This is a genomic window from Nitrosospira sp. Nsp2 (assembly GCF_003050965.1).
In the GTDB taxonomy this organism is placed as follows: Bacteria; Pseudomonadota; Gammaproteobacteria; order Burkholderiales; family Nitrosomonadaceae; genus Nitrosospira.
In genome coordinates, this window is record NZ_QAOU01000005.1 from 1 (window position 1) to 20,050 (window position 20,050).

Genomic DNA, 20,050 nt, shown 5'->3' on the forward strand with positions numbered 1-20,050 from the left:
AGTCGCGCTCAACAGCGCTCCACATGCCAGCGTAACCACCCTCAGCCAAGGCTTCGATGCCATCTCTTCTCTCCTATCTTCCGTAGTAATTTTTTTTGCTTAAACTTACCGGCGCCGCCCCTGATCTTATTGATCTTATTATTACCGGCACGCGGTCCATCCCTATTTCAATCCGGTCCGCCCAATAAATCCCCCAGGGCAATCCCAGCCTACTCTAAAACGCCGCATAGCCTAACCCGCATCCCCCTGTTGTGTCAAGAAAATTACAGGAGAATTACACAGGCCATCGTCCTCTATGCAAACGCTAAAACCTCGTCCACATGGCCATTTCAAAGGACGTTCACTTATTAATCACCAGCCAGAATATCAGGCCACACAGCACTGTGATCAGAAATATACAGGCAATAAGCAATATCCTGACGCGAACCCGGAAAACATCGATAGCGTCAACGATAAGCGCATTTTGCTCAGCAAGCGACTTGATCAATTCCGCTGACGATTTCTGCTCATCGCTCAATTCAACGAGTTTTGCTTCGATAAGGCGCGTACGCTTATTCAACTTTTCCAGGCTCACCGTTCCATCATCGCCGGATGAGCCGCGCTCTGCCGAAAAACCGCTCGTATCAGTCTTTACCGCAGAAAAAAGTTGCTTCGCCGCCTTGACAATATGGGGCGCGGATTCGAGTACGCTTCCCCATGGAATTATTTTTAACGCAGTCATCCAGCCAAATGCCATTCTCAGCCTCCGCTTTAACAGCGCACCGGACAAGCAGTTCGGGCTATCACCCTCCTCTAATCACACTCTACATCCTGGCCAGCACTGCCGCAACTGTGTCGCCGATGGCAGAAGGGGTCGGCGAGATGGTTACACCAAGATCCCTTAAAGCAGCGACCTTTTCCGCGGCACTTTCACCGGCCGAGGAAATGATCGCACCAGCATGTCCCATGCGACGGCCTTCCGGCGCGGTTAAACCGGCGATATAAGCGACCACGGGCTTCGTCATGTGTTCTTTGGCAAAAATTCCGGCTTCTACTTCCTGCGGGCCTCCGATCTCACCGATCATAACCACTACTTTGGTATAGAGATCCTCTTCAAATCTTTCAAGGATATCCCGGTGCGAGCTGCCGATAATGGGATCGCCGCCGATACCAACCGAAGTCGAGATTCCGATACCCAACATCCTCATCTGGTCGGCCGCCTCATACCCGAGCGTTCCCGAGCGGCCAACAATTCCAACATCACCTGGAAGATAGATATGGCCGGGCATGATTCCTAGCATCGCGCGGCCTGGGCTAATGGTACCGGCACAGTTTGGACCGGTGAGTACCATTCTTTCTCCGAAAGGAAAGCGACGCAAAAAATTTTTAACTGTCATCATATCCTGCGTTGGAATCCCGTCGGTGATCGCCACACAGTACTTGATGCCGGCATCAGCCGCTTCCATAATTGAATCCGCGGCAAAGGCCGGTGGCACGAATATAATGCTGGCGTCTGCCCCGACTTGCAGCACCGCTTCTTTTACCGTATTGAATACCGGCAACCCCAAGTGCTGCTGTCCGCCCTTGCCAGGAGTCACACCAGCGACCACATTGGAACCATAATTAATCATGTCCTGCGCATGGAAGGTGCCGGTTTTGCCCGTGAAACCCTGAACTACGATACGTGTACTCTCGTCAATTAAGATTGCCATTTATTTTCCTTCACACTCTTTCGCAATCACTTCGTTACGGGCGTGAACAACCTTCTCGGCCGCTTCCGCTAATGTTCCCGCTGTAATGATGGGCAGCCCGCTTTCAGCAATGATTCGCTGGCCCTCGGCAACGTTGGTGCCCGACAACCGCACGACCAGGGGGACCTGCATGTCGATATTCTTCACCGCATGCACGACGCCTTCCGCGATCCAGTCACAACGGTTTATTCCCGCAAATATATTGACCAGCATTGCTTTGACGCCCTTGTCAGCCAAAACCAGACGAAAGGCCTTCTCCGTACGCTCAGCCGACGCACCCCCTCCAACGTCAAGAAAATTTGCCGGCTCTCCCCCTGCCAGTTTAATCATATCCATGGTGGCCATCGCCAAACCGGCACCATTGATCATGCAACCGATGTCGCCGTTCAGGCCGATATAACTCAAGCCATGATCAGCAGCAGCGACTTCGCGCGTATCCCCCTGGGTTTTGTCCCGCAACTCAGCGATTTCGTGTCGCCGAAACAAGGCGTTGTCATCGAAGCTCATTTTCGCATCGAGCGCGATCAGTTCACCGGTCCCGGTGACAACGAGCGGATTGATTTCGAGCATGTTTGCGTCCAGGTCACGCATGGCACGGTAACAACCTCTTATGGTTTTAACCGCGTGACTCAAATGTGTCGATTCCAGCCCCAAGGCAAAAGCCATCTCGCGCGCCTGAAAATCCTGGAGACCAACCGCGGGTTCAATAAAAATCTTTTTGATAGCGTCAGGATCGGTTTGGGCCAACTCCTCGATTTCCATTCCTCCCTGCGCGGATCCCACCATGACAATTCGTTCGGAACTGCGATCTATGAGAAAGCAGAGATACATTTCTTTCGCGATTTGAGTTCCTGCTTCGACATAAACCCGTGAACAAACCTTACCCATTGGCCCCGTTTGACGAGTAACCAAAATTTTGCCGAGTAATTCCTCTGCGGCCGCTTTTATTTCTTCATGCGATCTGCATACCCTGATGCCGCCCGCTTTGCCGCGCGAGCCGGAATGAATCTGTGCTTTTACCACCCAAACATTTCCGTCGATCTCCCGGGCCCGCTGCACGCTCTCCTCAGGGCTGTAAGCCAGACCTCCTTCTGCGATCTTTACGCCATATTTCGTCAAAATCTCTTTTGCCTGATACTCGTGTATATCCAATGCATCACCTTATTCGTTTATAGATATTCAATGGATGTTCAATTAACTATCCCGCCCGCTGCCGAGCCAGCGCCACTCGATCCTGCTGCATGAAGACAGCGGCTGCGTTCGACGTTGTTCGCGATATTACTCTGACTCAACCGGTGATTAAGATAAAAGAAAAGCCGCTTGAAAGCGGCTCTGAACAGAGCACTAGCCTCTGGCGCCGATAGCTTCCGACATTTTAACCACGTTATTCGCCATCCTCGCGGAAGCAGCGTCGATGAGACGCCCATCCAACGCGGCCGCTCCTTTCCCTTGAGCTGCCGCTTCTTCCAACGCGGCCAGAATACGTTGCGCCTTCTCCACCTCCGTTGCCGGCGGCGTAAACACGTCATTCGCAAGGGAGATCTGTGAGGGATGTATGGCCCATTTTCCCTCACAACCCAGAGCAGCGGCCCTTTTTGCTGCCAGCCTATAGCCATCGGGGTCTTTAATATCGCCAAACGGGCCATCAATGGGACGCAGGCCGTAGGCACGGCAGGCGACGGTCATACGACTGATAGCGTAATGCCATTGATCTCCCGGATAGTCGGGATTCAGTCCACCGATATTTGTAGTGCGGGCCCGGTTACTAGCCGCATAGTCGGCTACGCCAAAATGCAGCGCTTCGAGGCGGCCGTGCGCCCCGTTCCGGGCAATATCGTCTACATTCGCCATACCTAAGGCTGTTTCGATCAATGCTTCGACACCTATTCTGCTCTTGAGCCCTTGTTGCATCTCCAACTGATTGAGCATCGCCTCCACCATATATACATCCGCGTAAACGCCAACTTTTGGGACCAACAGGGTATCGATCCTGTCGCCCGCTTTTTCGATCAGATCAACTACGTCGCGAACCATGTATTGTGTATCCAGCCCGTTTATACGCACGGAAATAGTTACTCCATGAGCCCTCCAGTCCAGATCGTTGAGTGCTTCAATGACATTCCGGCGAGCCGAGAGTTTATCGTCCGGGGCAACGGCATCTTCAAGATCAAGAAAAACAAAATCCGCACCGCTTTTCATCGCCTTTTCAAACATCCCCGGATTTGAACCGGGTACAGCTAATTCACAGCGCTGTACGCGCACGATGGCAGCTTCATATAATGTATGGCTCATTTACCTATTCCGTTGGAATTAACTAAAAATTAGCGGGGTGACGAGAAAAAGTCGGGGATCTTTGGCTTTTCCCAGCATCGGCTGAAAAAAGAACGCAATCTTGCCTGTTCTTTTTTGTTGTTTATTATCAAATAGGGCGCTATTTTACTTTTCTAGGGGGGAATGTTCAATTCATACTTTCATAACGTAAGCGTACAAGCGATCTCCCCCACATCGAGCTTGATCGGCCAGCCCTAACGCAAAATCGCCGGCACATTATCCCGAGTGGATATGAAGGGTTTCACTTTACTGCCCTTGGTGCTGCATTCGGTGCTTTCTGGTACTTCAATACCGCGCGATTATGATCTGCTAAATTTGTGGAGAAATGAGATTCACCATTCCCCTTTGCAACAAAATAGAGCGCATCCGTCTTCGCAGGGTTGAGCACAGCGTGGATAGAGGCCAAACCAGGTAAAGCAATAGGAGTTGGAGGAAGACCACGACGCGTATAGGTGTTGTATACCTGATCAGTTAAAAGATCTTTCTTACGCAGGTTTCCGTCAAATTTGTCGGCCATCCCATAAATGACTGTGGGATCAGTTTGCAGCAGCATGTTAAACCGCAACCGATTGACGAATACGGCAGCCACCATGCCACGGTCGCTCTCTCTGCCGGTTTCTTTTTCAACGATTGAGGCAAGAATCAGGGCCTCATACGGAGCTTTCAGCGGCAGATCGGCCGCACGTTGGTCCCATGCGCTATCAACATGATTTTTCATCACGCGATAGGCTCTCTTCAAAATTGCGGTGTCGCTACTGCCCCGCGCGAAAAAATAGGTATCCGGGAAAAATAAACCTTCCGCCGCCGTTTCGGTAGCACCGATGAGTTGCAGGATTTCACCACTACTCAGGTTGGCGGTATCGTGCCGCAGCGCGGGATGCTCATCCAGCGTTTGCCTGAGTTGTGAAAATGTCCAGCCTTCTATGAATTTTATCTCGCTTTGAGTGATATCACCCTTCGTAATCCGTTCAAGCAGCTCAAGTGGTGAAATGGGCGCAGCCAACTCATAGTCGCCCGCCTTTACGGACGAGGCAAGCCCCTTGATTCGCGACAACAATATGAATAGCCGCGCATCACCCAGAATTCCAGCGTTGGCTAATTGATTTGCAACGCTGGTTAAGCTGCTGCCCTGCTTAATCGAGAACTCGTATGGAATGACCGGAAGCCGAACGGGAGCAGTGAACTGGTAGGCAAGCCACCCTATAACCAGCAGGATGCCTATAAATAGGGCGACGATCAGGCGTTTTAAGGTGCGCATAGGTAGCGGAGCCTGTGTCCCGGTCCCTCAGAGAGTGCATTACCATGCAAATCTCGGCGAAAGCCCGGGTGCTCGGCGGAATGCTCTAAAACAAACCCACCCTCGAAAGTGCGATAGCCACAAAGCTTGTTACGATCTGGATAAGCTGGGCCCCTTTTTTGCTGCCGGCGCCCGTGGAGATGAGAGACGTAAAACCGTTGTGAACGAACAGTGGATGAACTTTCGGTGGTTCGGGCTTTCCTTTTGGACCTCTCTGGCACGAGTTCCCGTGGCAGACGGACCGCTGTAAAGCCTTTCCCCAACTGCGTGAAGGAAAATCGGGCAGTGATGGAATGCTGCCGCCACGCCACCGGCGCCGTTCCCCTCCCGGATTGCCTCTTTTTTGGGGAACGCCTTGCTACGACTGCATTCTTGGCGCCTACACTTTTGACGCACCCCCTCCGCATCATGACGCCGTCGCCCCAATGGGTTTTTGGGGGTCTCTGGTGATAACAGTCACGTTTTGCGGAAAATCAACGTCCCGTTTGTACCGCCGAAGCCGAAGGAGTTCGACATTGCGGCGCCAATCTTCATCTCTCGGGCAGCATTTGCTACATAATCCAGGTCACATTGGGGATCCTGGTCAAAGATATTGATTGTCGGCGGCGAAACCTGATGGTATACCGCGAGAGCGGAAAAAATGGCCTCTACTCCGCCTGCCGCGCCAAGCAAGTGGCCGGTCATGGATTTTGTAGAGTTCACCACCAGTTCTTTTGCATGATCACCAAAACAGCGTTTAACCGCTATCGTTTCCGAAATATCGCCGAGTGGCGTCGAAGTGCCATGAGCATTAATGTAGTCCACTTCGGTCGCATTTACCCCTGCCATTTTCAAAGCATTGGTCATGCAACGCGCGGCGCCTTCTCCATCTTCGCACGGGGCAGTCATGTGATAGGCATCCGCGCTCATACCGAAGCCTGCTAGCTCAGCATAGATCTTCGCCCCGCGGCGTGTTGCATGTTCCATTTCTTCCAAAACGAGTATTCCCGCGCCCTCACCGAGAACGAAGCCATCACGGTCCTTGTCCCACGGACGACTGGCGGTCGCGGGATCATCATTGCGAGTGGACAACGCGCGTGCCGAGGCAAAGCCACCGATGGCGAGGGGTGTAACGCATGACTCGGCGCCACCGGCGACCATCACGTCCGCATCTCCATATTCGATCATGCGAGCGGAATCGCCAATGCAATGGGTCGCGGTGGTGCAGGCAGTGACGATAGCCAGATTCGGCCCCTTGAAGCCAAACATGATCGACAGATTTCCGGCAATCATATTGATAATCGTGCTAGGAATGAAGAAAGGCGAAATTTTGCGCGGGCCACCACTGTGATATGCGTCGTGCGTAGCTTCAATCATCGACAACCCGCCAATACCAGAGCCAATGTTGACGCCGATCCGCTCGGCATCATGCCGAGCATCCTCAATACCAGCGTCTTTTACTGCCTGGATCGCCGCTGCCATGCCGTAATGTATAAAGACGTCCATCCGGCGCGCATCTTTTACGGAGAGATAATCCGTAACATCGAAATCTTTCACTTCCCCTGCAATTTGGGAAGCAAATGCGGAAGCGTCGAAACGCGTGATACGTCCAACACCCGATTTTCCGGCAAGAACATTGGCCCATGCATTTGGAATGGTGTTACCCACGGGCGATATGATGCCCATCCCGGTGATAACCACCCTACGTTTGGACAAGATGACTCCGATTTCGGTATGCGCGAAGCAAGTAGATATTAGTTGGTGTGAGCGTTGATATAATCTATGGCTTGTTGAACGGTATTTATTTTTTCTGCTTGTTCGTCGGGAATCTCACATTCAAACTCTTCTTCCAAGGCCATGACCAGTTCCACGGTATCAAGCGAATCCGCACCGAGGTCATCTACGAAAGAAGACTCGCTCTTGACGTCGGCCTCATTAACGCCCAATTGCTCAGCCACGATTTTTTTTATACGCTGTTCTACATTTTCCATCTAGTTACCTCTTCTCCGGTAAGAAAAACGCCGCTATTCTAGCAAGTTTTCGGTATTAATAAAATCGCAGCACCTGCCAACAGCAAAAAGCCTGCTGGCTCATCGGCTGCGATAGTCTGAGTGCTGAGTAACGCAAGATATTAACGGGTGATATATAAGGGTAAGCCCTTAATCCATGAACATACCACCGTTAACATGAAGCGTCGCCCCCGTAATATAGCCCGCGGCCGGTGAAGCGATAAATGCAACGGCTGATGCCACATCCTCGGGTTGACCCAGTCTGCCAAGCGGGATCTGTTGCATAAGGTATTGCTGCTGTTTTTCGGTGAGGGAGCGGGTCATGTCGGTTGCTATGAAACCTGGAGCAACGCAATTAACTGTAATGTTGCGGCTTCCTATTTCACGCGCTAACGATTTACTGAAGCCAATGAGTCCGGCTTTGGCGGCAGCATAATTGCTTTGTCCAATGTTACCTGTCGCGCCCACGACCGAAGAAATGTTGATGATGCGGCCAAAACGAGACCTCATCATCGCTCTCAGCACCGCGCGACTCAAACGAAACACTGATTTCAAATCAGTTTCCAGAATCTCGTCCCATTCTTCATCCTTCATCCGAAGAAGCAGGTTGTCGCGGGTAATACCTGCATTATTAACCAATACTGTAATATCTCCGAATTCCTCGTGCACGACCTTAAGAACGGATTCCATCTGAGCGGGATTATTTACGTTCAGTGCCATTCCTCTACCGCTGACGCCGGCTTCCTGCAGGTAATTACTGATGATTTGAGCGCCATCCTCTGTAGTGGCAGTGCCAATAACAGTGGCGCCTCTGCTGCCCAGTTCGAGTGCGATGGCGTGCCCGATGCCCCGGCTGGCTCCGGTTACAAACGCTATTTGATTTTGAAGCATTATTCTCCAGTCTGTTCAATTAGGGTCAATAAGAACCATTTGCGCAGGAAAACTTCACGGACGTAAAACTAGACAAATATGCCTGCTGCCTGCCGCAGCGCCGCACTGTCTGTCAGCGCCAGGCTGTGCAAATTCGAATGTATCCGTTTGTTCAGACCCGACAAAACCTTGCCAGGTCCGCATTCCACCACGTATCCGACGCCAGCTGCGGCCAAAGAGCAGATAGTTTCTGTCCAGCGCACCGGACTGAACAGTTGCTTAACCAAGACATTTTTTATATCCCGGTCATTTTCGTGCGGCTGCACATCCACATTATGTAACAACGGTACCCGCGGAGATCTCAATGCAACTGACTCGAGCCGCTGCCGCATCTTATCTGCCGTTGCCACCATCAGGGAGCAATGCGAGGGAATACTCATCGGCAACATTATTGCGCGTTTTGCGCCTTTGGCTTGCGCCAGTTCCATCCCGCGCAGAACAGCCCCCTTGTGACCGGCGATCACTATCTGACCTGGAGAATTGAAATTCGCTGGTTCCAACAACTCCCCGTCGGAAGAATTTGAAATCTCCTCGCAGACTGCGTTCACCACCTCATCAGCCAAGCCCAGAATCGCAGCCATCGCCCCAACACCTTCAGGTACTGCTTGTTGCATTATCTCTGCTCGAAAACGCACTAATGGCAGTGCGTCGACAAATTCCATGGCACCGGACGCGACCAATGCACTGTATTCGCCCAAACTGTGGCCAGCCAACAACATGGGCTCAGGTCCGCCGAGGCTTTGCCAAGCGCGATATACTGCAATGCCGGCGATTAACATGAGGGGCTGGGTATTAATAGTCAGGTTAAGTTTATCGGCCGGACCATCGTTAATCAGCGCCCAAAAATCCTCCCCAAGAACATCGGAGCCCTCCACAAATGTCTCACGCACGATGGGGAAATCCGAATAACCCGCCATCATCCCTAGCGATTGCGATCCTTGACCAGGAAAAACACATGCGAATTTCAGGGGATGTTCCGTTGCTGTCAGCATATTAACGAGATGAGCCTACGGGATTGGCAGATGGATTCATGGTGCTTCAACCACATGGATAATGACAAACTGGAACTTGATTGCCTCTAATGCCGTTTGACCCAGCAGCGCGACGGGTTTTGACGGAAATATCCGGACTTCCAACAGGAAATTATTCGATCTGGAATTCCGGTTTAGTGACTTGCCTAGGCAATTCATCACCAAATCATCAATACTGCCCCCCAGGTGAACCCACCCCCCACGCCCTCCAGAAGGATCCGCTGACCGGATTTGATACGCCCGTCGCGTACGGCGATATCCAGCGCCAGCGGAATAGAGGCAGCGGAAGTATTGCCCTGCTTGTCCAAGGTGGCAACCACCCTTTCCATCGGTATGCCCAATTTTTTTGCTGTGGAAATAATAATGCGGATATTGGCCTGATGAGGAATCAGCCAATCAATATCCGAGACTTGTAAATTGTTTTCCGCGAGGGCCTCCTGCACTACCTCTTCAAGCACTTTTATCGCAAATTTGAAAACCGCATTTCCTTCCATCACGACGAAGGGCCGACCTTGAATCTTACCCCCACATATACTGCCGGGTGCAGAAAGAATACTGCTGTGGCTGCCGTCAGCATGCAAATGGCTGGAAATGATTCCAGGGGTGTCGCTTTGCCTCAGCACAACGGCGCCAGCGCCATCACCGAACAGCACGCAGGTGCTGCGATCGCTCCAGTCGAGTATGCGCGAGTAGATCTCGGTGCCGACCACAAGGGCCGAACGGCATTTTCCTGCGCGTATAAACATATCGGCTGTGGCTAGCGCATAAATAAAACCGCTGCATACCGCTTGCACGTCAAATGCCGCGCAGTTTCCGACACCCAGTTTATTCTGCAGAATGCATGCCGTACTTGGAAAAATCACATCCGGCGTCGTGGTAGCCACGATAATCAGATCGATTTCTTCCAGGCCAATCCCCGCCGACTTTATCGCCTCACGACTGGCTTTCAGCGCTAGATCGCTCGCCATTTCATCGTCCGCCGCGATGTGCCTCTGCGCAATCCCGGTACGAGTGCGTATCCACTCATCGCTCGTGTCCACCATGCGCTCGAGGTCCTGATTGGTAAGGACTTTTTCCGGTAAGTAGCTTCCTGTTCCTATGACTCTCGAGTACCTCATACCGGACTCGCTGCGGTCAACGGTCCGGGATTTGCTGATGGATTTTTCAGATGATCCGGCAACTGCGCCACGCCTTCGCTCATTCGGCGCAGCATTCCGCCACGAACCTCGTCCACCGCTCGTGCGATGGCAAAACGAAACGCATGACGGTCAGCCGAGCCATGACTCTTAATGACGATGCCGCGCAATCCCAGCAGGCTCGCGCCATTGTAACGACGGTGATCCACACGACGTTTGAATGCCTTGATGACCGGTAACGCGACGAGTCCAGCAAATTTAGTGAGGAGGTTTCTTTTGAACTCCTCCCGGAGGAAGGTGGAGAGCATTTGCGCCACCCCTTCCGACGTCTTCAATGCCACATTGCCGACAAAGCCGTCACACACAACCACGTCCGTCGTTCCTTTATAAATATCGTTACCCTCGATGTTGCCGTAAAAGTTCAGGCCGCTGTCACGCAGCAGTTCCGCGGCCTGCTTTACCACTTCGTTACCTTTGATCTCTTCCTCGCCTATATTAAGCAAGCCGATGCTGGGCCGCTCCTTGTTCTCCACAGTAGCGACGAGCGTAGCCCCCATTACGCCAAATTGAAGCAAGTGCTCCGCGCTACAATCGACGTTGGCGCCCAGGTCGAGAACATAGGTATGTCCTCTTATCGTCGGCAGCACGACGGCGAGCGCCGGGCGGTCGATGCCGGGAAGGGTTTTCAGAACAAACCGAGAGGTCGCTATCAATGCGCCGGTGTTACCTGCGCTGACACATGCCTGAGCCGCGCCGCTTTTGACCAGATCAAGCGCAACTCGCATCGAGGAATTTTTTTTGCCGCGTAACGCAAGCGCTGGCGACTCGTCCATGCCGACCACTTCGCTTGCGGGTTGAATTCTCAACCTCGGATTCGGCGTAGCCTTGAGGGCCCTCAACTCTGACTCGATAACATCGGGCAGCCCTACCAGAACAATGTCGGTTCCGGGATTACGATGGAGGTAATCGACGACTGCGGGAACCGTCACTTGCGGGCCATGATCGCCGCCCATGCAATCTACGGCTACGGTAATATCCAATTTTGAGCGCCCTCAAGGCAGGGATAAGCTTCTAGCAGCCTCAGAACGGTGGGGGCGAAATGATTAATCTTCTTTTGTCTTGACGACCTTCTTGCCGCGATAGTAACCGTTGGGACTGATATGATGGCGCAAATGCACTTCACCCGTGCCGGTATCCACCGTTAGCGGTGAACTGGTCAAAAAATCATGCGAGCGGTGCATACCGCGCTTGGATGGAGATTTTTTGTTTTGTTGGACTGCCATACGTTCAACTCCTAAAGAAATTTAATGCAATTTTTTCAGCCCCGCTAATGCGGCGAGCGGCTTGTCGCGTGCTATACCACCCTGGCCATCCAGGGCGGCAAACGAGCATTCAGCCTCGTTGTGCCGTGGAGAAATCGGCAGGCTCAGAATTATTTCGTCCTCGATCAGTCCCAGAACATCTGTTTCACGCGTGGCCAAAATGCAATCAGCTGATTCATCTTCGTCCAGGCGCGAAAGCTCATTTTCATTTTGTGCCAGCAGCAGCACTGTGCTCAAATCGAGCACATGCCCGAGATCACCTAGACAGCGCTGGCAGCGAAGGGTTATTTTCCCTCTCACCGAAATTTGCAAGACTGGCTTGCCGTCTTTATCAACGCCGCCGGTAACGCCGTACTGCAACTCTCCGCTATTCGCGGCCAGATAATCGTGTAACCGTTCAAACTCGGAAAGTGCGATTTTACCATGATGCGTCTCCGCATGATGGGCAAAATCGACAGGATCTATGATGAGCCTTTCCGGCATAAAGGTAGAATATTACAAAATCAACTTGAGGGGCACTTGCTCTGCGCGCGGCTTCCCCGCTTCAGTTTTTTACCTAATTATCAATGTGATGACAAACATCCCGTTAATAATGTTTATAAGATACAATTGACAAACGGGCACTTTAGATATTTGATTTTTTTAAGCCATGTATACGTCGAGCATAATATATTTTTTGCTCCCGAGTGTCAAAATCTCCAATAACAAGCTTTGAAAACACAACAAATCGGCCAGCAGCTTGTTTTGGGTTCCAGTTCGATATATCGACGCGAACTGCTTCAACGGCTGCAGATTCCATTCGAAATCGCCAATCCAGATATAGAAGAAACGCCCCTGGCAGGCGAGAGCCCTGATGTTACCTCTTTGCGCCTGGCCGCCGCGAAAACTCGAGCAGTCGCGATTACTCATCCCGGTGCACTGATAATTGGCGCGGATCAGGTAGCGGTCCTGGAAGGCATTCAGCTCGGCAAACCTCTGAATCGAGAGAATGCGACGCGCCAACTGCAGCATGTCCGCGGAAAAGAAGTCGTATTTTTCACCGCGCTAAGCCTGCTTAACAGCCAGACAGACCGCCTCCAGACCCGGCTTGTCCCAAGCCACGTGAAATTCCGTCAATTGAGTGATCGGCAAATTAATAATTACCTGGATAAGGAACAGCCATATCACTGCGCTGGAAGTGCCAAAGCCGAAGGATTAGGTATTGCATTAATCGAACGTATCGTAAGTGACGACCCCAGCGCGTTGATCGGGTTACCGTTGATTGCGCTGTCGGACATGCTCGTACACGAGGGGATTGAGGTAGTGTGAACGCCGGAATTCTCTATCTCATTCCTGCCCCGCTTGGTTTGGGGGACATCGCCTGGGCAATCCCTCCTGCGGTCCGACAATGTGTAGCAGGGCTTGGCCATTTCATCGTCGAACACCCAAAAACCGCTCGGCAATTCTTGAAACAAATTGGTTGTGTCTTGCCGATACAGACAATCAAAATGGAGGTTCTGGATGAGCATACCCGCGCCACAGAGTATGAAAAGCTACTTGCGCCGGTCCTCACAGGGAATGACACCGGACTGTTATCGGAAGCCGGCTGCCCCACGATAGCCGACCCCGGAGCGGGTTTAGTGCGGCTCGCTCACCAAAAAAATATCCGGATAAGGCCATTGGTCGGGCCCTCTTCGATACTGCTCGCGCTGATGGCCTCCGGATTGAATGGTCAACGGTTCGTGTTTCACGGTTACCTGCCAGTGGAGCCCGACCGACGTGCCAAAAAGCTGGTTCAGCTGGAAAAAGACTCCATTGCTCGCGACCAAACCCAGATCTTCATTGAAACGCCATATCGGAACCAGAAACTGCTGGAGTCCATCTTGCATGCATGTCGGGGCGACACGATCCTCTGCGTCGCGTCCAATCTCACCTTGGCGGGAGAGTATATTTCTACCAGAACAATTAATGACTGGAAACAGGCCTTGCCGGATTTGCATAATCAGCCCGCCGTTTTCCTCCTGCACGGCTAGAACTGGAGACATCCTCTACGGCAGTTTATGAATAACAACGTTGCTCAAGAATGATGGGGCTGCGAAGACGGTACCGCCCGCAGACCCAGCCGCAGCGCTCAAACCCGACCTGGTATCGTACGTGGCTTGATCCGGCCAGACCCCTTCGCTTCTCTACCTCATCGAAAGGTAAAGCCTATCTCAATCCCCAGCCGAATCCGGTACTGATCAGCGTCTCTGCGGCCACTGCGCCAAAACGCCTCGCCAATCGCTCAGTGAACCCTTCCCGGGTTGTGTAATCGACAATGTGTTCGGCCTTGATGATTTCCCGCGCGACATACTCCGCACTGCCCATGGCATCGGCAAGTCCAAGTTCGATACTTTTCTGACCTGTCCAGACGAGGCCGCTGAACATTTCAGGCGTTTCTTTCAATCGGGCGCCTCGCCCTTGCTGCACGACTTGAATGAACTGCGCATGGATATCGCTCAACATTTCCCGAGCATATTTTTCCTGTTGCGAATTGAGCGGAGAAAAAGGATCAAGAAAGGCCTTGTTTTCCCCTGCCGTGATCAATCGCCGCTCGACACCGAGCTTTTCCATCGCACCCATAAAACCGAACCCGTTCATTAGCACCCCGATCGAGCCGACGACGCTGGCTTTATCCACGTAAATCTTGTCGGCAGCGGCCGCCACGTAATAACCACCTGAGGCGCAAACATCCTCGATGACGGCATAAAGCGGAATTTGAGGATACTCGGCGCGCAGACGCCGGATTTCATCGTTGATGTAGCCCGCCTGCACCGGACTGCCACCGGGGCTATTGATTCGCAGAATCACACCCTGAGTCTTCGCATCCTTGAATGCCTGTTGCAAGCCCGCGTTAACATTATCGGCGCTACTCACGCTATCAGGGGAAATCACGCCGCGCAACTCAACCAGGGCGGTATGCTTGCGGACCCTCGACATCTCATCACCGGTAAACAAATCCGTAGCGAGAAACAAAAGAATAAACAAGTAGATGAAAGTAAGAGATTTGAAAAATATACTCCACTGACGCGTTCTTCGATGTTCTTGCAGAGACGCGAGCGCCAGCTTCTCAAGTACCTGCTTCTCCCATCCTTCCGTCCGGTTTTCCGCATCAGCCATAATGATTCAATCCTTCAAGTAAAGTAAGGTACCAGACCTGCAAAACAGCCTCGGGAACCAATTCGGTCGTGCCCTTCTTCTTCATTTTCGCACATCCATTCGATATCGCACCATGAGTGCGATATTGAAGAGACGCGGGCGGGTAAGATCAACATTAAGTGAGTATTTCCATCCAGCCAGGGTTTGCTGGTAACAAACGTCGCTCAGTTGGAATTCAGTCCAAGCAGGAAGCGCTGCAGTTCGTCCGTCAGGGGCGCTTCCAAATAGAGCCGCTCGCCCGTTAAAGGATGAGTCAATTCAACCGTGAGAGCATGCAAAAACATGCGACTAAGACTGGGCCCCGGAACCCGTCTGGCCAGCTCCTTATTCAAGGCAAAATCCCCGTATTTGTCGTCACCCGCGATAGGGAACCCGAGGTAAGCAAGATGAACGCGAATTTGATGAGTACGGCCGGTTTTTAGTTCCGCCTCCAGCAGGCTGAAGTCCTGCCAGGCCTTCCTGAGGCTGAAAACAGTATGAGCTGGCACTCCCTCTGATCCGGCGCCGTCGGCTACCGCCACCCGTCTTTCGCCCGCCGCGGTGAGATATTTATTTAGAGGCAGCTTTACGTTCTGTCTCTGGTTGCGCCACTTACCCTTCACAAGCGCCAGGTAGCGTTTTATCATCGCCCCCGCACGAATCTGCCCATGTAGTTCAACCAGCGCCGGGCGGGTCTTGGCGAGCAGTAAAACGCCGGATGTTTCCCTGTCGAGGCGATGAACAAGCTCCAGAAACTTCCATTCCGGGTGTTGGGCACGCAATTGTTCAATCACCCCAAAGCTCACCCCGCTGCCACCATGAACCGCGACGCCAGGCGGTTTGTTAATGGCAAGCAGTGCCTCATCCTCAAACAGAATATTGAAACGAATAAACCCGCTGGCAGTTACTTTCTTCGCTAGCGGAAAACTCCTTTCCGCCATTCTCACCGGGGGAATTCTAACGGCATCGCCTAATTGAAGGTGATGCTCAGGGCGAGTGCGCTTACTGTTGAGCCGCACCTGCCCGCTGCGCAGCAGTTGGTAGATATGGCTCTTGGGTATATTTTTAAGGCGTTTGATCAAAAAATTGTCAATACGCTGACCCTTGCTGTCCTCACCTATAATTTCCGTGACCGCAGCACTCAGTGGAATTTTTTTGCCTAAATCCTTAATTCTACTTATACTTACCAAATCGGAGTTCCAGCCTATCCTTTATCCGGTGCGCAAAATGGCGCTGTTGATGGGATTTTGTCCCACATGGACAAGAGCCGACTCCGAAAATCTGGTTAAAGTCGCTCACCAATAAAGTAGCGATAGTAATGGATTTACGCGCTCAAAGCACACGTCGATTTCAGTTTTCAGTTTCGTAGCGCCTGTTCGCGGGCTGCCATAGTCGAAACCTGATTGAAACTAATTCCAGGTTCTGCTTCAAGAAAAGCAGGGCCTCAGTGACAAGCCAGAGAAATAGTCATCGTCATCTTTTATACGCAGCCCGACACCATGATCAAGTTGCCTGACTAAATATTCTCTTATACGTGTAAGGATATTTGTTTCCCTTGCGCGTAGGCTGTCTACCCGTGACCAGAGCGCGGGAGGCATATAATGAAACGCATGCTATTTAACGCGACACAGCCGGAAGAGCTTCGTGTCGCTATTGTCGATGGCCAAAAGCTGATCGATCTTGACATTGAGTCTGCTGGCAAGGAACAACGCAAAAGTAATATATACAAAGGAGTCATCACCCGTCTTGAGCCCAGCCTTGAAGCCGCTTTTGTCGAGTATGGCGGCGAACGGCACGGGTTTCTTCCATTCAAGGAAATATCCCGCTCGTACTTCAAGGAAAGCGCAGAACCGGCGAGAACCCGCATTCAAGATGCGCTTCATGAGGGCCAGGAACTCATCGTTCAGGTGGACAAGGATGAGCGTGGAACGAAGGGGGCCGCTCTTACCACCTATATCTCCCTCGCCGGCCGTTATTTGGTCCTGATGCCCAATAACCCTCGCGGTGGAGGGGTATCGCGGCGAATAGAGGGGGAAGATCGCGCTGAATTGCGCGATGTCATGTCGAAATTGAGTATCCCCGCAGGCATGAGTATTATCGCTCGGACTGCTGGCATAGGTCGTAGCGAAGAAGAGTTGCAGTGGGATCTGAATTATTTGCTCCAGCTTTGGCGCGCCATCGAAGACGCCTCCAAAAGTCAAAGCGGCGCTTTTCTGATATACCAGGAAAGCAGCTTGGTAATACGTGCAATTCGTGATTACTTTCACCAGGAGATCGGAGAGATCCTGATTGATACGGAAAGTATTTACGAACAGGCGTGCCAGTTCATGAGCCATGTCATGCCCGCTAACGTGGGCCGCGTCAAGCTCTATCGCGACGATGTTCCGCTATTCTCCCGGTTTCAAATCGAGCACCAGATCGAGACTGCCTATTCGCGGCAGGTCACGCTGCCTTCCGGCGGCGCAATCATTATTGATCACACCGAGGCGCTGGTGTCCGTGGACGTAAATTCTGCACGAGCCACTCGCGGTTCAGATATTGAGCAGACCGCACTCCATACGAATCTTGAAGCTGCAGATGAAATCGCACGGCAATTGCGTCTTCGGGATCTGGGCGGACTGGTGGTGATCGACTTCATCGACATGGAAGTAGCGCGCAATCAGCGCGAGGTGGAGAACCGGTTGCATGAAGCGCTGCGTTATGATCGCGCACGTGTTCAGATGGGCAAAATTTCCCGCTTCGGTTTACTCGAACTGTCACGCCAGCGCTTACGTCCTTCGCTGGGCGAGGGCAGCTATATCACATGCCCTCGCTGCCACGGGACCGGTCATATTCGCGGCACTGACTCTTCTGCATTGCATATCCTCAGGATTATCGAGGAAGAAGCGATGAAAGAGAATACCGCCGTACTTCATGCCCAGGTGCCGGTAGGCGTCGCCACCTATCTGCTAAACGAGAAACGGTCGGAAATCCATGCAGTTGAAGCGAGATTAAAAGTAAATGTGGTACTGATCCCGAACGTTCATCTTGAAACGCCGAACTACAGCATTACTCGCTTGCGTCATGACGATGTAAAGCTTAGCGAAATTCAAACCAGCTATCAGATGGTAGAAAAACCGGCTCAGGACGTTGCTTTGCCATCAATTGCGCCAGAAGCCAAGCCAGTTCGCCAACAAGCAGCGGTGCGGGGTATCACGCCGTCACAACCCGCGCCGATACGAGCGCCAAAACCGCAATACGAACCCGAGCAAATATCCTTTGTGGATAAAATATTCGGCTGGTTCAAGCAAATGGGGGGAGCGGAAAAACAAGTGCGGCCGGCTCCGGCCACTACAGTGGCGCAACGGCCGGAGCGCGGACGAGTACGGCGAGAACGTGGACGCGAAGGGCGCGAGGAAAATGAGAAATCGCTGCGGACTCCCCAACGCGTGGGCGATCACCGGGGCGAACGAAGCATCAACGCGGACGATGCTTTAGGCTCAACCCATGACGCGGTGCCTCAGCGTCCCGAGCGCACCGAAGTCAAACTGCAGAGTGAACGATTCGCGCAAAAAAAACATCCACGTCCACCGCGGGACGAGAAGATACGTTCCGAGGGCAAATTGCCGGCAGAGGAACAGCCTGCTGCTCAGGAGGGCTTACAAGGCTCTCAGCAAAGCGAAGAAGGGGGGCGACGCCGGCGTCGTGGGGGAAGACAGCGCGAACGAGCCGAACGTTTGGATCGGCCTGCGCGAGAAGGTAAACCGGCCGAGGTAATCGATGCAGGTCCGGTGCCGGCAATCATTTCCGCACCACCCCCGGAGCCTTTAACAGTCGCTCTGACTCCTCCTCTATCGCTAGAGGAGATGACACTTTCCGGCCAAGAAGTCAGCCCCCATTCTGAATCTTTATCCGTAGAGGAGGCTGTGGATGTAATTGTACCGGCAGCCTCTGACGCGGCACAGGCAGAACCGGCAGGCGGGCGTGAAGCTGGGTCGGACCGAGAGGAACCTGTTCAAGAGCCTGCCCCCGAGCTCACTCCAGGCCTTCCCGTCTCTGGTTCAGGAACGCTGCTTGAGCCTGCTGAGACTGAAAAAGCAGAAAAACTCGAAACAGTCGAAACAGTCGAAACAGTCGAAACAGTCGAAAGGGTTGAAGCAGTCAAAGCGGTCGAAGCAGTCGAAGCAGTCGAAGCAGTCGAAGCAGTCGAAGCAATCGGAATACAGCAGGAAAAACCTGCAACGCAAGTTGCCGAACATCCTTACACAACGGAAGGACAAGAATTCCCTACTCCCAAGCCACCCCCGGTAATAGAACCCCTGGATCTGGTCGCGAGCGGTCTCGTCATGGTTGAGACTATTCCCGAAAAAATAAAGCCCGTCGAACAGGGTTCAGCTGAGGAACCGTTACTGCCGCAACGTCGCCGAAAAAGAGTTCCATCGGCTCCGGCCGTGGAACCGGATGAGCCGTTAGTGCAAGTCGAAACGCATAAGTGAAGATTGCATCCTAAGGGACCTCTGAAAAAGCGCGGACATGGACTCCCGCGATTTTCAGAGTCAGAGCCCACCGGACAATTTTCGAACGCTCGTCCACGTGATTCGCATAGCGCGCAAAATGAATTTAACGGTAAGTACCGTGCTGTACCGGATCGTGTTCCAGTTGCTGGCGGATCCGGCTAAGCAATCCGCGCCCCGCGTCTTCCACCATATTCAAGACGTGTTCGAACCCCTGATTTCCCCCAAAATAGGGATCAGGCACCTCTTCCAAATCATGCGAAAATTTATCGCTATACTGCATCAGCAACGCAAGCTTATGGCTGTGTTCAGGAGGGCACTCACGCTTGAGTACAGCAAGATTGGCTCTATCCATCGCCAGGATATAATGAAAAAAATCGAAGTCTTTTTCGCTTACTTGGCGAGCGCGTAGGTCGTTTGTTTCATAACCGCGGCGTACTGCCGCTTTCTGTGCTCTTTCGTCCGGCGGTGCGCCGATATGATAATCATGTGTACCTGCCGAGTCGATGTAAATCATTTTCTCGAAGCCAGCGGCTTTGACCTGTTGTCTGAATACGGCCTCCGCTGTGGGTGAACGACAGATGTTACCCATGCAAACAAACAAGACATTAACTTTTTTAATTTCTCCCAGGCTCA

General features: G+C 52.4%; 19 protein-coding genes. 3 read left to right on the plus strand and 16 right to left on the minus strand.

Features of this window, described 5'->3' with window-relative positions:
• Positions 1 to 340 precede the first annotated feature (340 nt).
• The 13 genes from C8R31_RS11280 to C8R31_RS11340 form a co-directional block, all read right to left on the minus strand.
• A complete protein-coding gene (locus C8R31_RS11280) occupies positions 341 to 736 on the minus strand; it encodes a hypothetical protein (RefSeq protein WP_107694185.1) in 396 nt (131 codons plus the stop codon).
• Positions 737 to 803: 67 nt separating this feature from the next.
• Positions 804 to 1,691: a succinate--CoA ligase subunit alpha gene (gene sucD / locus C8R31_RS11285; RefSeq protein ID WP_107694186.1), complete on the minus strand. Its 888-nt coding sequence runs from the start codon at positions 1,689 to 1,691 to the stop codon at positions 804 to 806.
• On the minus strand, positions 1,692 to 2,882 hold the full coding sequence (locus tag C8R31_RS11290) for a malate--CoA ligase subunit beta (RefSeq protein WP_107694187.1): 1,191 nt from the start codon (positions 2,880 to 2,882) through the stop codon (positions 1,692 to 1,694).
• Positions 2,883 to 3,074: 192 nt separating this feature from the next.
• Positions 3,075 to 4,022, minus strand: coding sequence for a CoA ester lyase (locus C8R31_RS11295; protein WP_107694188.1), 948 nt, complete (start codon positions 4,020 to 4,022; stop codon positions 3,075 to 3,077).
• A 280-nt stretch (positions 4,023 to 4,302) separates the two neighbouring features.
• Positions 4,303 to 5,319, minus strand: coding sequence for an endolytic transglycosylase MltG (gene mltG / locus C8R31_RS11300; protein ID WP_107694189.1), 1,017 nt, complete (start codon positions 5,317 to 5,319; stop codon positions 4,303 to 4,305).
• A gap of 495 nt (positions 5,320 to 5,814) precedes the next feature.
• Positions 5,815 to 7,053: a beta-ketoacyl-ACP synthase II gene (gene fabF / locus C8R31_RS11305; protein ID WP_107694190.1), complete on the minus strand. Its 1,239-nt coding sequence runs from the start codon at positions 7,051 to 7,053 to the stop codon at positions 5,815 to 5,817.
• Positions 7,054 to 7,091: 38 nt separating this feature from the next.
• Entirely contained in the window at positions 7,092 to 7,328 is a 237-nt protein-coding gene (gene acpP, locus C8R31_RS11310; protein WP_091139682.1) for an acyl carrier protein, read from the minus strand.
• A gap of 168 nt (positions 7,329 to 7,496) precedes the next feature.
• Positions 7,497 to 8,237, minus strand: a complete 741-nt coding sequence (gene fabG / locus C8R31_RS11315; protein WP_181320567.1) for a 3-oxoacyl-ACP reductase FabG — start codon at positions 8,235 to 8,237, stop codon at positions 7,497 to 7,499.
• Between the two features lie 68 nt (positions 8,238 to 8,305).
• A complete protein-coding gene (gene fabD, locus C8R31_RS11320) occupies positions 8,306 to 9,244 on the minus strand; it encodes an ACP S-malonyltransferase (RefSeq protein ID WP_375136132.1) in 939 nt (312 codons plus the stop codon).
• Positions 9,245 to 9,465: 221 nt separating this feature from the next.
• Positions 9,466 to 10,425 (minus strand): beta-ketoacyl-ACP synthase III, encoded by a 960-nt coding sequence (locus tag C8R31_RS11325; protein WP_107694193.1) that lies wholly within the window; start codon positions 10,423 to 10,425, stop codon positions 9,466 to 9,468.
• Positions 10,422 to 11,483: a phosphate acyltransferase PlsX gene (plsX, locus tag C8R31_RS11330; RefSeq protein ID WP_107694194.1), complete on the minus strand. Its 1,062-nt coding sequence runs from the start codon at positions 11,481 to 11,483 to the stop codon at positions 10,422 to 10,424. The genes C8R31_RS11325 and plsX overlap by 4 nt, the downstream gene beginning before the upstream one ends.
• 63 nt (positions 11,484 to 11,546) lie before the next feature.
• Complete coding sequence (gene rpmF / locus C8R31_RS11335; RefSeq protein ID WP_107694195.1) at positions 11,547 to 11,726, minus strand: 50S ribosomal protein L32; 180 nt, start codon at positions 11,724 to 11,726, stop codon at positions 11,547 to 11,549.
• Positions 11,727 to 11,747: 21 nt separating this feature from the next.
• On the minus strand, positions 11,748 to 12,248 hold the full coding sequence (locus C8R31_RS11340) for a DUF177 domain-containing protein (protein ID WP_107694196.1): 501 nt from the start codon (positions 12,246 to 12,248) through the stop codon (positions 11,748 to 11,750).
• Positions 12,249 to 12,476: 228 nt separating this feature from the next.
• On the opposite strand from C8R31_RS11340, the gene C8R31_RS11345 reads away from it, so the two are divergent.
• Both C8R31_RS11345 and C8R31_RS11350 read left to right on the plus strand, forming a co-directional pair.
• A complete protein-coding gene (locus tag C8R31_RS11345) occupies positions 12,477 to 13,073 on the plus strand; it encodes a Maf family nucleotide pyrophosphatase (protein WP_181320568.1) in 597 nt (198 codons plus the stop codon).
• Positions 13,070 to 13,777 carry an SAM-dependent methyltransferase gene (locus C8R31_RS11350; protein WP_107694197.1) on the plus strand — a complete coding sequence of 236 codons (708 nt, stop codon included), beginning with the start codon at positions 13,070 to 13,072 and terminating at the stop codon, positions 13,775 to 13,777. Before C8R31_RS11345 ends, C8R31_RS11350 begins: the two co-directional genes overlap by 4 nt.
• 175 nt (positions 13,778 to 13,952) lie before the next feature.
• On the opposite strand, the gene C8R31_RS11355 is transcribed toward C8R31_RS11350, so the two are convergent.
• Both C8R31_RS11355 and C8R31_RS11360 read right to left on the minus strand, forming a co-directional pair.
• Entirely contained in the window at positions 13,953 to 14,903 is a 951-nt protein-coding gene (locus C8R31_RS11355) for a S49 family peptidase (RefSeq protein WP_107694198.1), read from the minus strand.
• 203 nt (positions 14,904 to 15,106) lie between these two features.
• Positions 15,107 to 16,111, minus strand: a complete 1,005-nt coding sequence (locus C8R31_RS11360; RefSeq protein WP_107694199.1) for an RluA family pseudouridine synthase — start codon at positions 16,109 to 16,111, stop codon at positions 15,107 to 15,109.
• A 411-nt stretch (positions 16,112 to 16,522) separates the two neighbouring features.
• On the opposite strand from C8R31_RS11360, the gene C8R31_RS11365 reads away from it, so the two are divergent.
• Entirely contained in the window at positions 16,523 to 19,396 is a 2,874-nt protein-coding gene (locus tag C8R31_RS11365; protein ID WP_107694200.1) for an Rne/Rng family ribonuclease, read from the plus strand.
• A gap of 124 nt (positions 19,397 to 19,520) precedes the next feature.
• On the opposite strand, the gene C8R31_RS11370 is transcribed toward C8R31_RS11365, so the two are convergent.
• Positions 19,521 to 20,006, minus strand: coding sequence for a low molecular weight protein-tyrosine-phosphatase (locus C8R31_RS11370; protein WP_317652002.1), 486 nt, complete (start codon positions 20,004 to 20,006; stop codon positions 19,521 to 19,523).
• Positions 20,007 to 20,050 lie beyond the last annotated feature (44 nt).

Excerpts from the sequence above, each read along its gene's own strand:
- C8R31_RS11280 (WP_107694185.1), bottom strand. The coding sequence starts at position 736 with ATGGCATTTGGCTGGATGACTGCGTTAAAAATAATTCCATGGGGAAGC.
- sucD (WP_107694186.1), bottom strand. The coding sequence starts at position 1,691 with ATGGCAATCTTAATTGACGAGAGTACACGTATCGTAGTTCAGGGTTTC.
- C8R31_RS11295 (WP_107694188.1), bottom strand. The coding sequence starts at position 4,022 with ATGAGCCATACATTATATGAAGCTGCCATCGTGCGCGTACAGCGCTGT.
- mltG (WP_107694189.1), bottom strand. The coding sequence starts at position 5,319 with ATGCGCACCTTAAAACGCCTGATCGTCGCCCTATTTATAGGCATCCTG.
- acpP (WP_091139682.1), bottom strand. The coding sequence starts at position 7,328 with ATGGAAAATGTAGAACAGCGTATAAAAAAAATCGTGGCTGAGCAATTG.
- fabG (WP_181320567.1), bottom strand. The coding sequence starts at position 8,237 with ATGCTTCAAAATCAAATAGCGTTTGTAACCGGAGCCAGCCGGGGCATC.
- C8R31_RS11325 (WP_107694193.1), bottom strand. The coding sequence starts at position 10,425 with ATGAGGTACTCGAGAGTCATAGGAACAGGAAGCTACTTACCGGAAAAA.
- rpmF (WP_107694195.1), bottom strand. The coding sequence starts at position 11,726 with ATGGCAGTCCAACAAAACAAAAAATCTCCATCCAAGCGCGGTATGCAC.
- C8R31_RS11340 (WP_107694196.1), bottom strand. The coding sequence starts at position 12,248 with ATGCCGGAAAGGCTCATCATAGATCCTGTCGATTTTGCCCATCATGCG.
- C8R31_RS11355 (WP_107694198.1), bottom strand. The coding sequence starts at position 14,903 with ATGGCTGATGCGGAAAACCGGACGGAAGGATGGGAGAAGCAGGTACTT.
- C8R31_RS11365 (WP_107694200.1), top strand. The coding sequence starts at position 16,523 with ATGAAACGCATGCTATTTAACGCGACACAGCCGGAAGAGCTTCGTGTC.
- C8R31_RS11370 (WP_317652002.1), bottom strand. The coding sequence starts at position 20,006 with ATGGGTAACATCTGTCGTTCACCCACAGCGGAGGCCGTATTCAGACAA.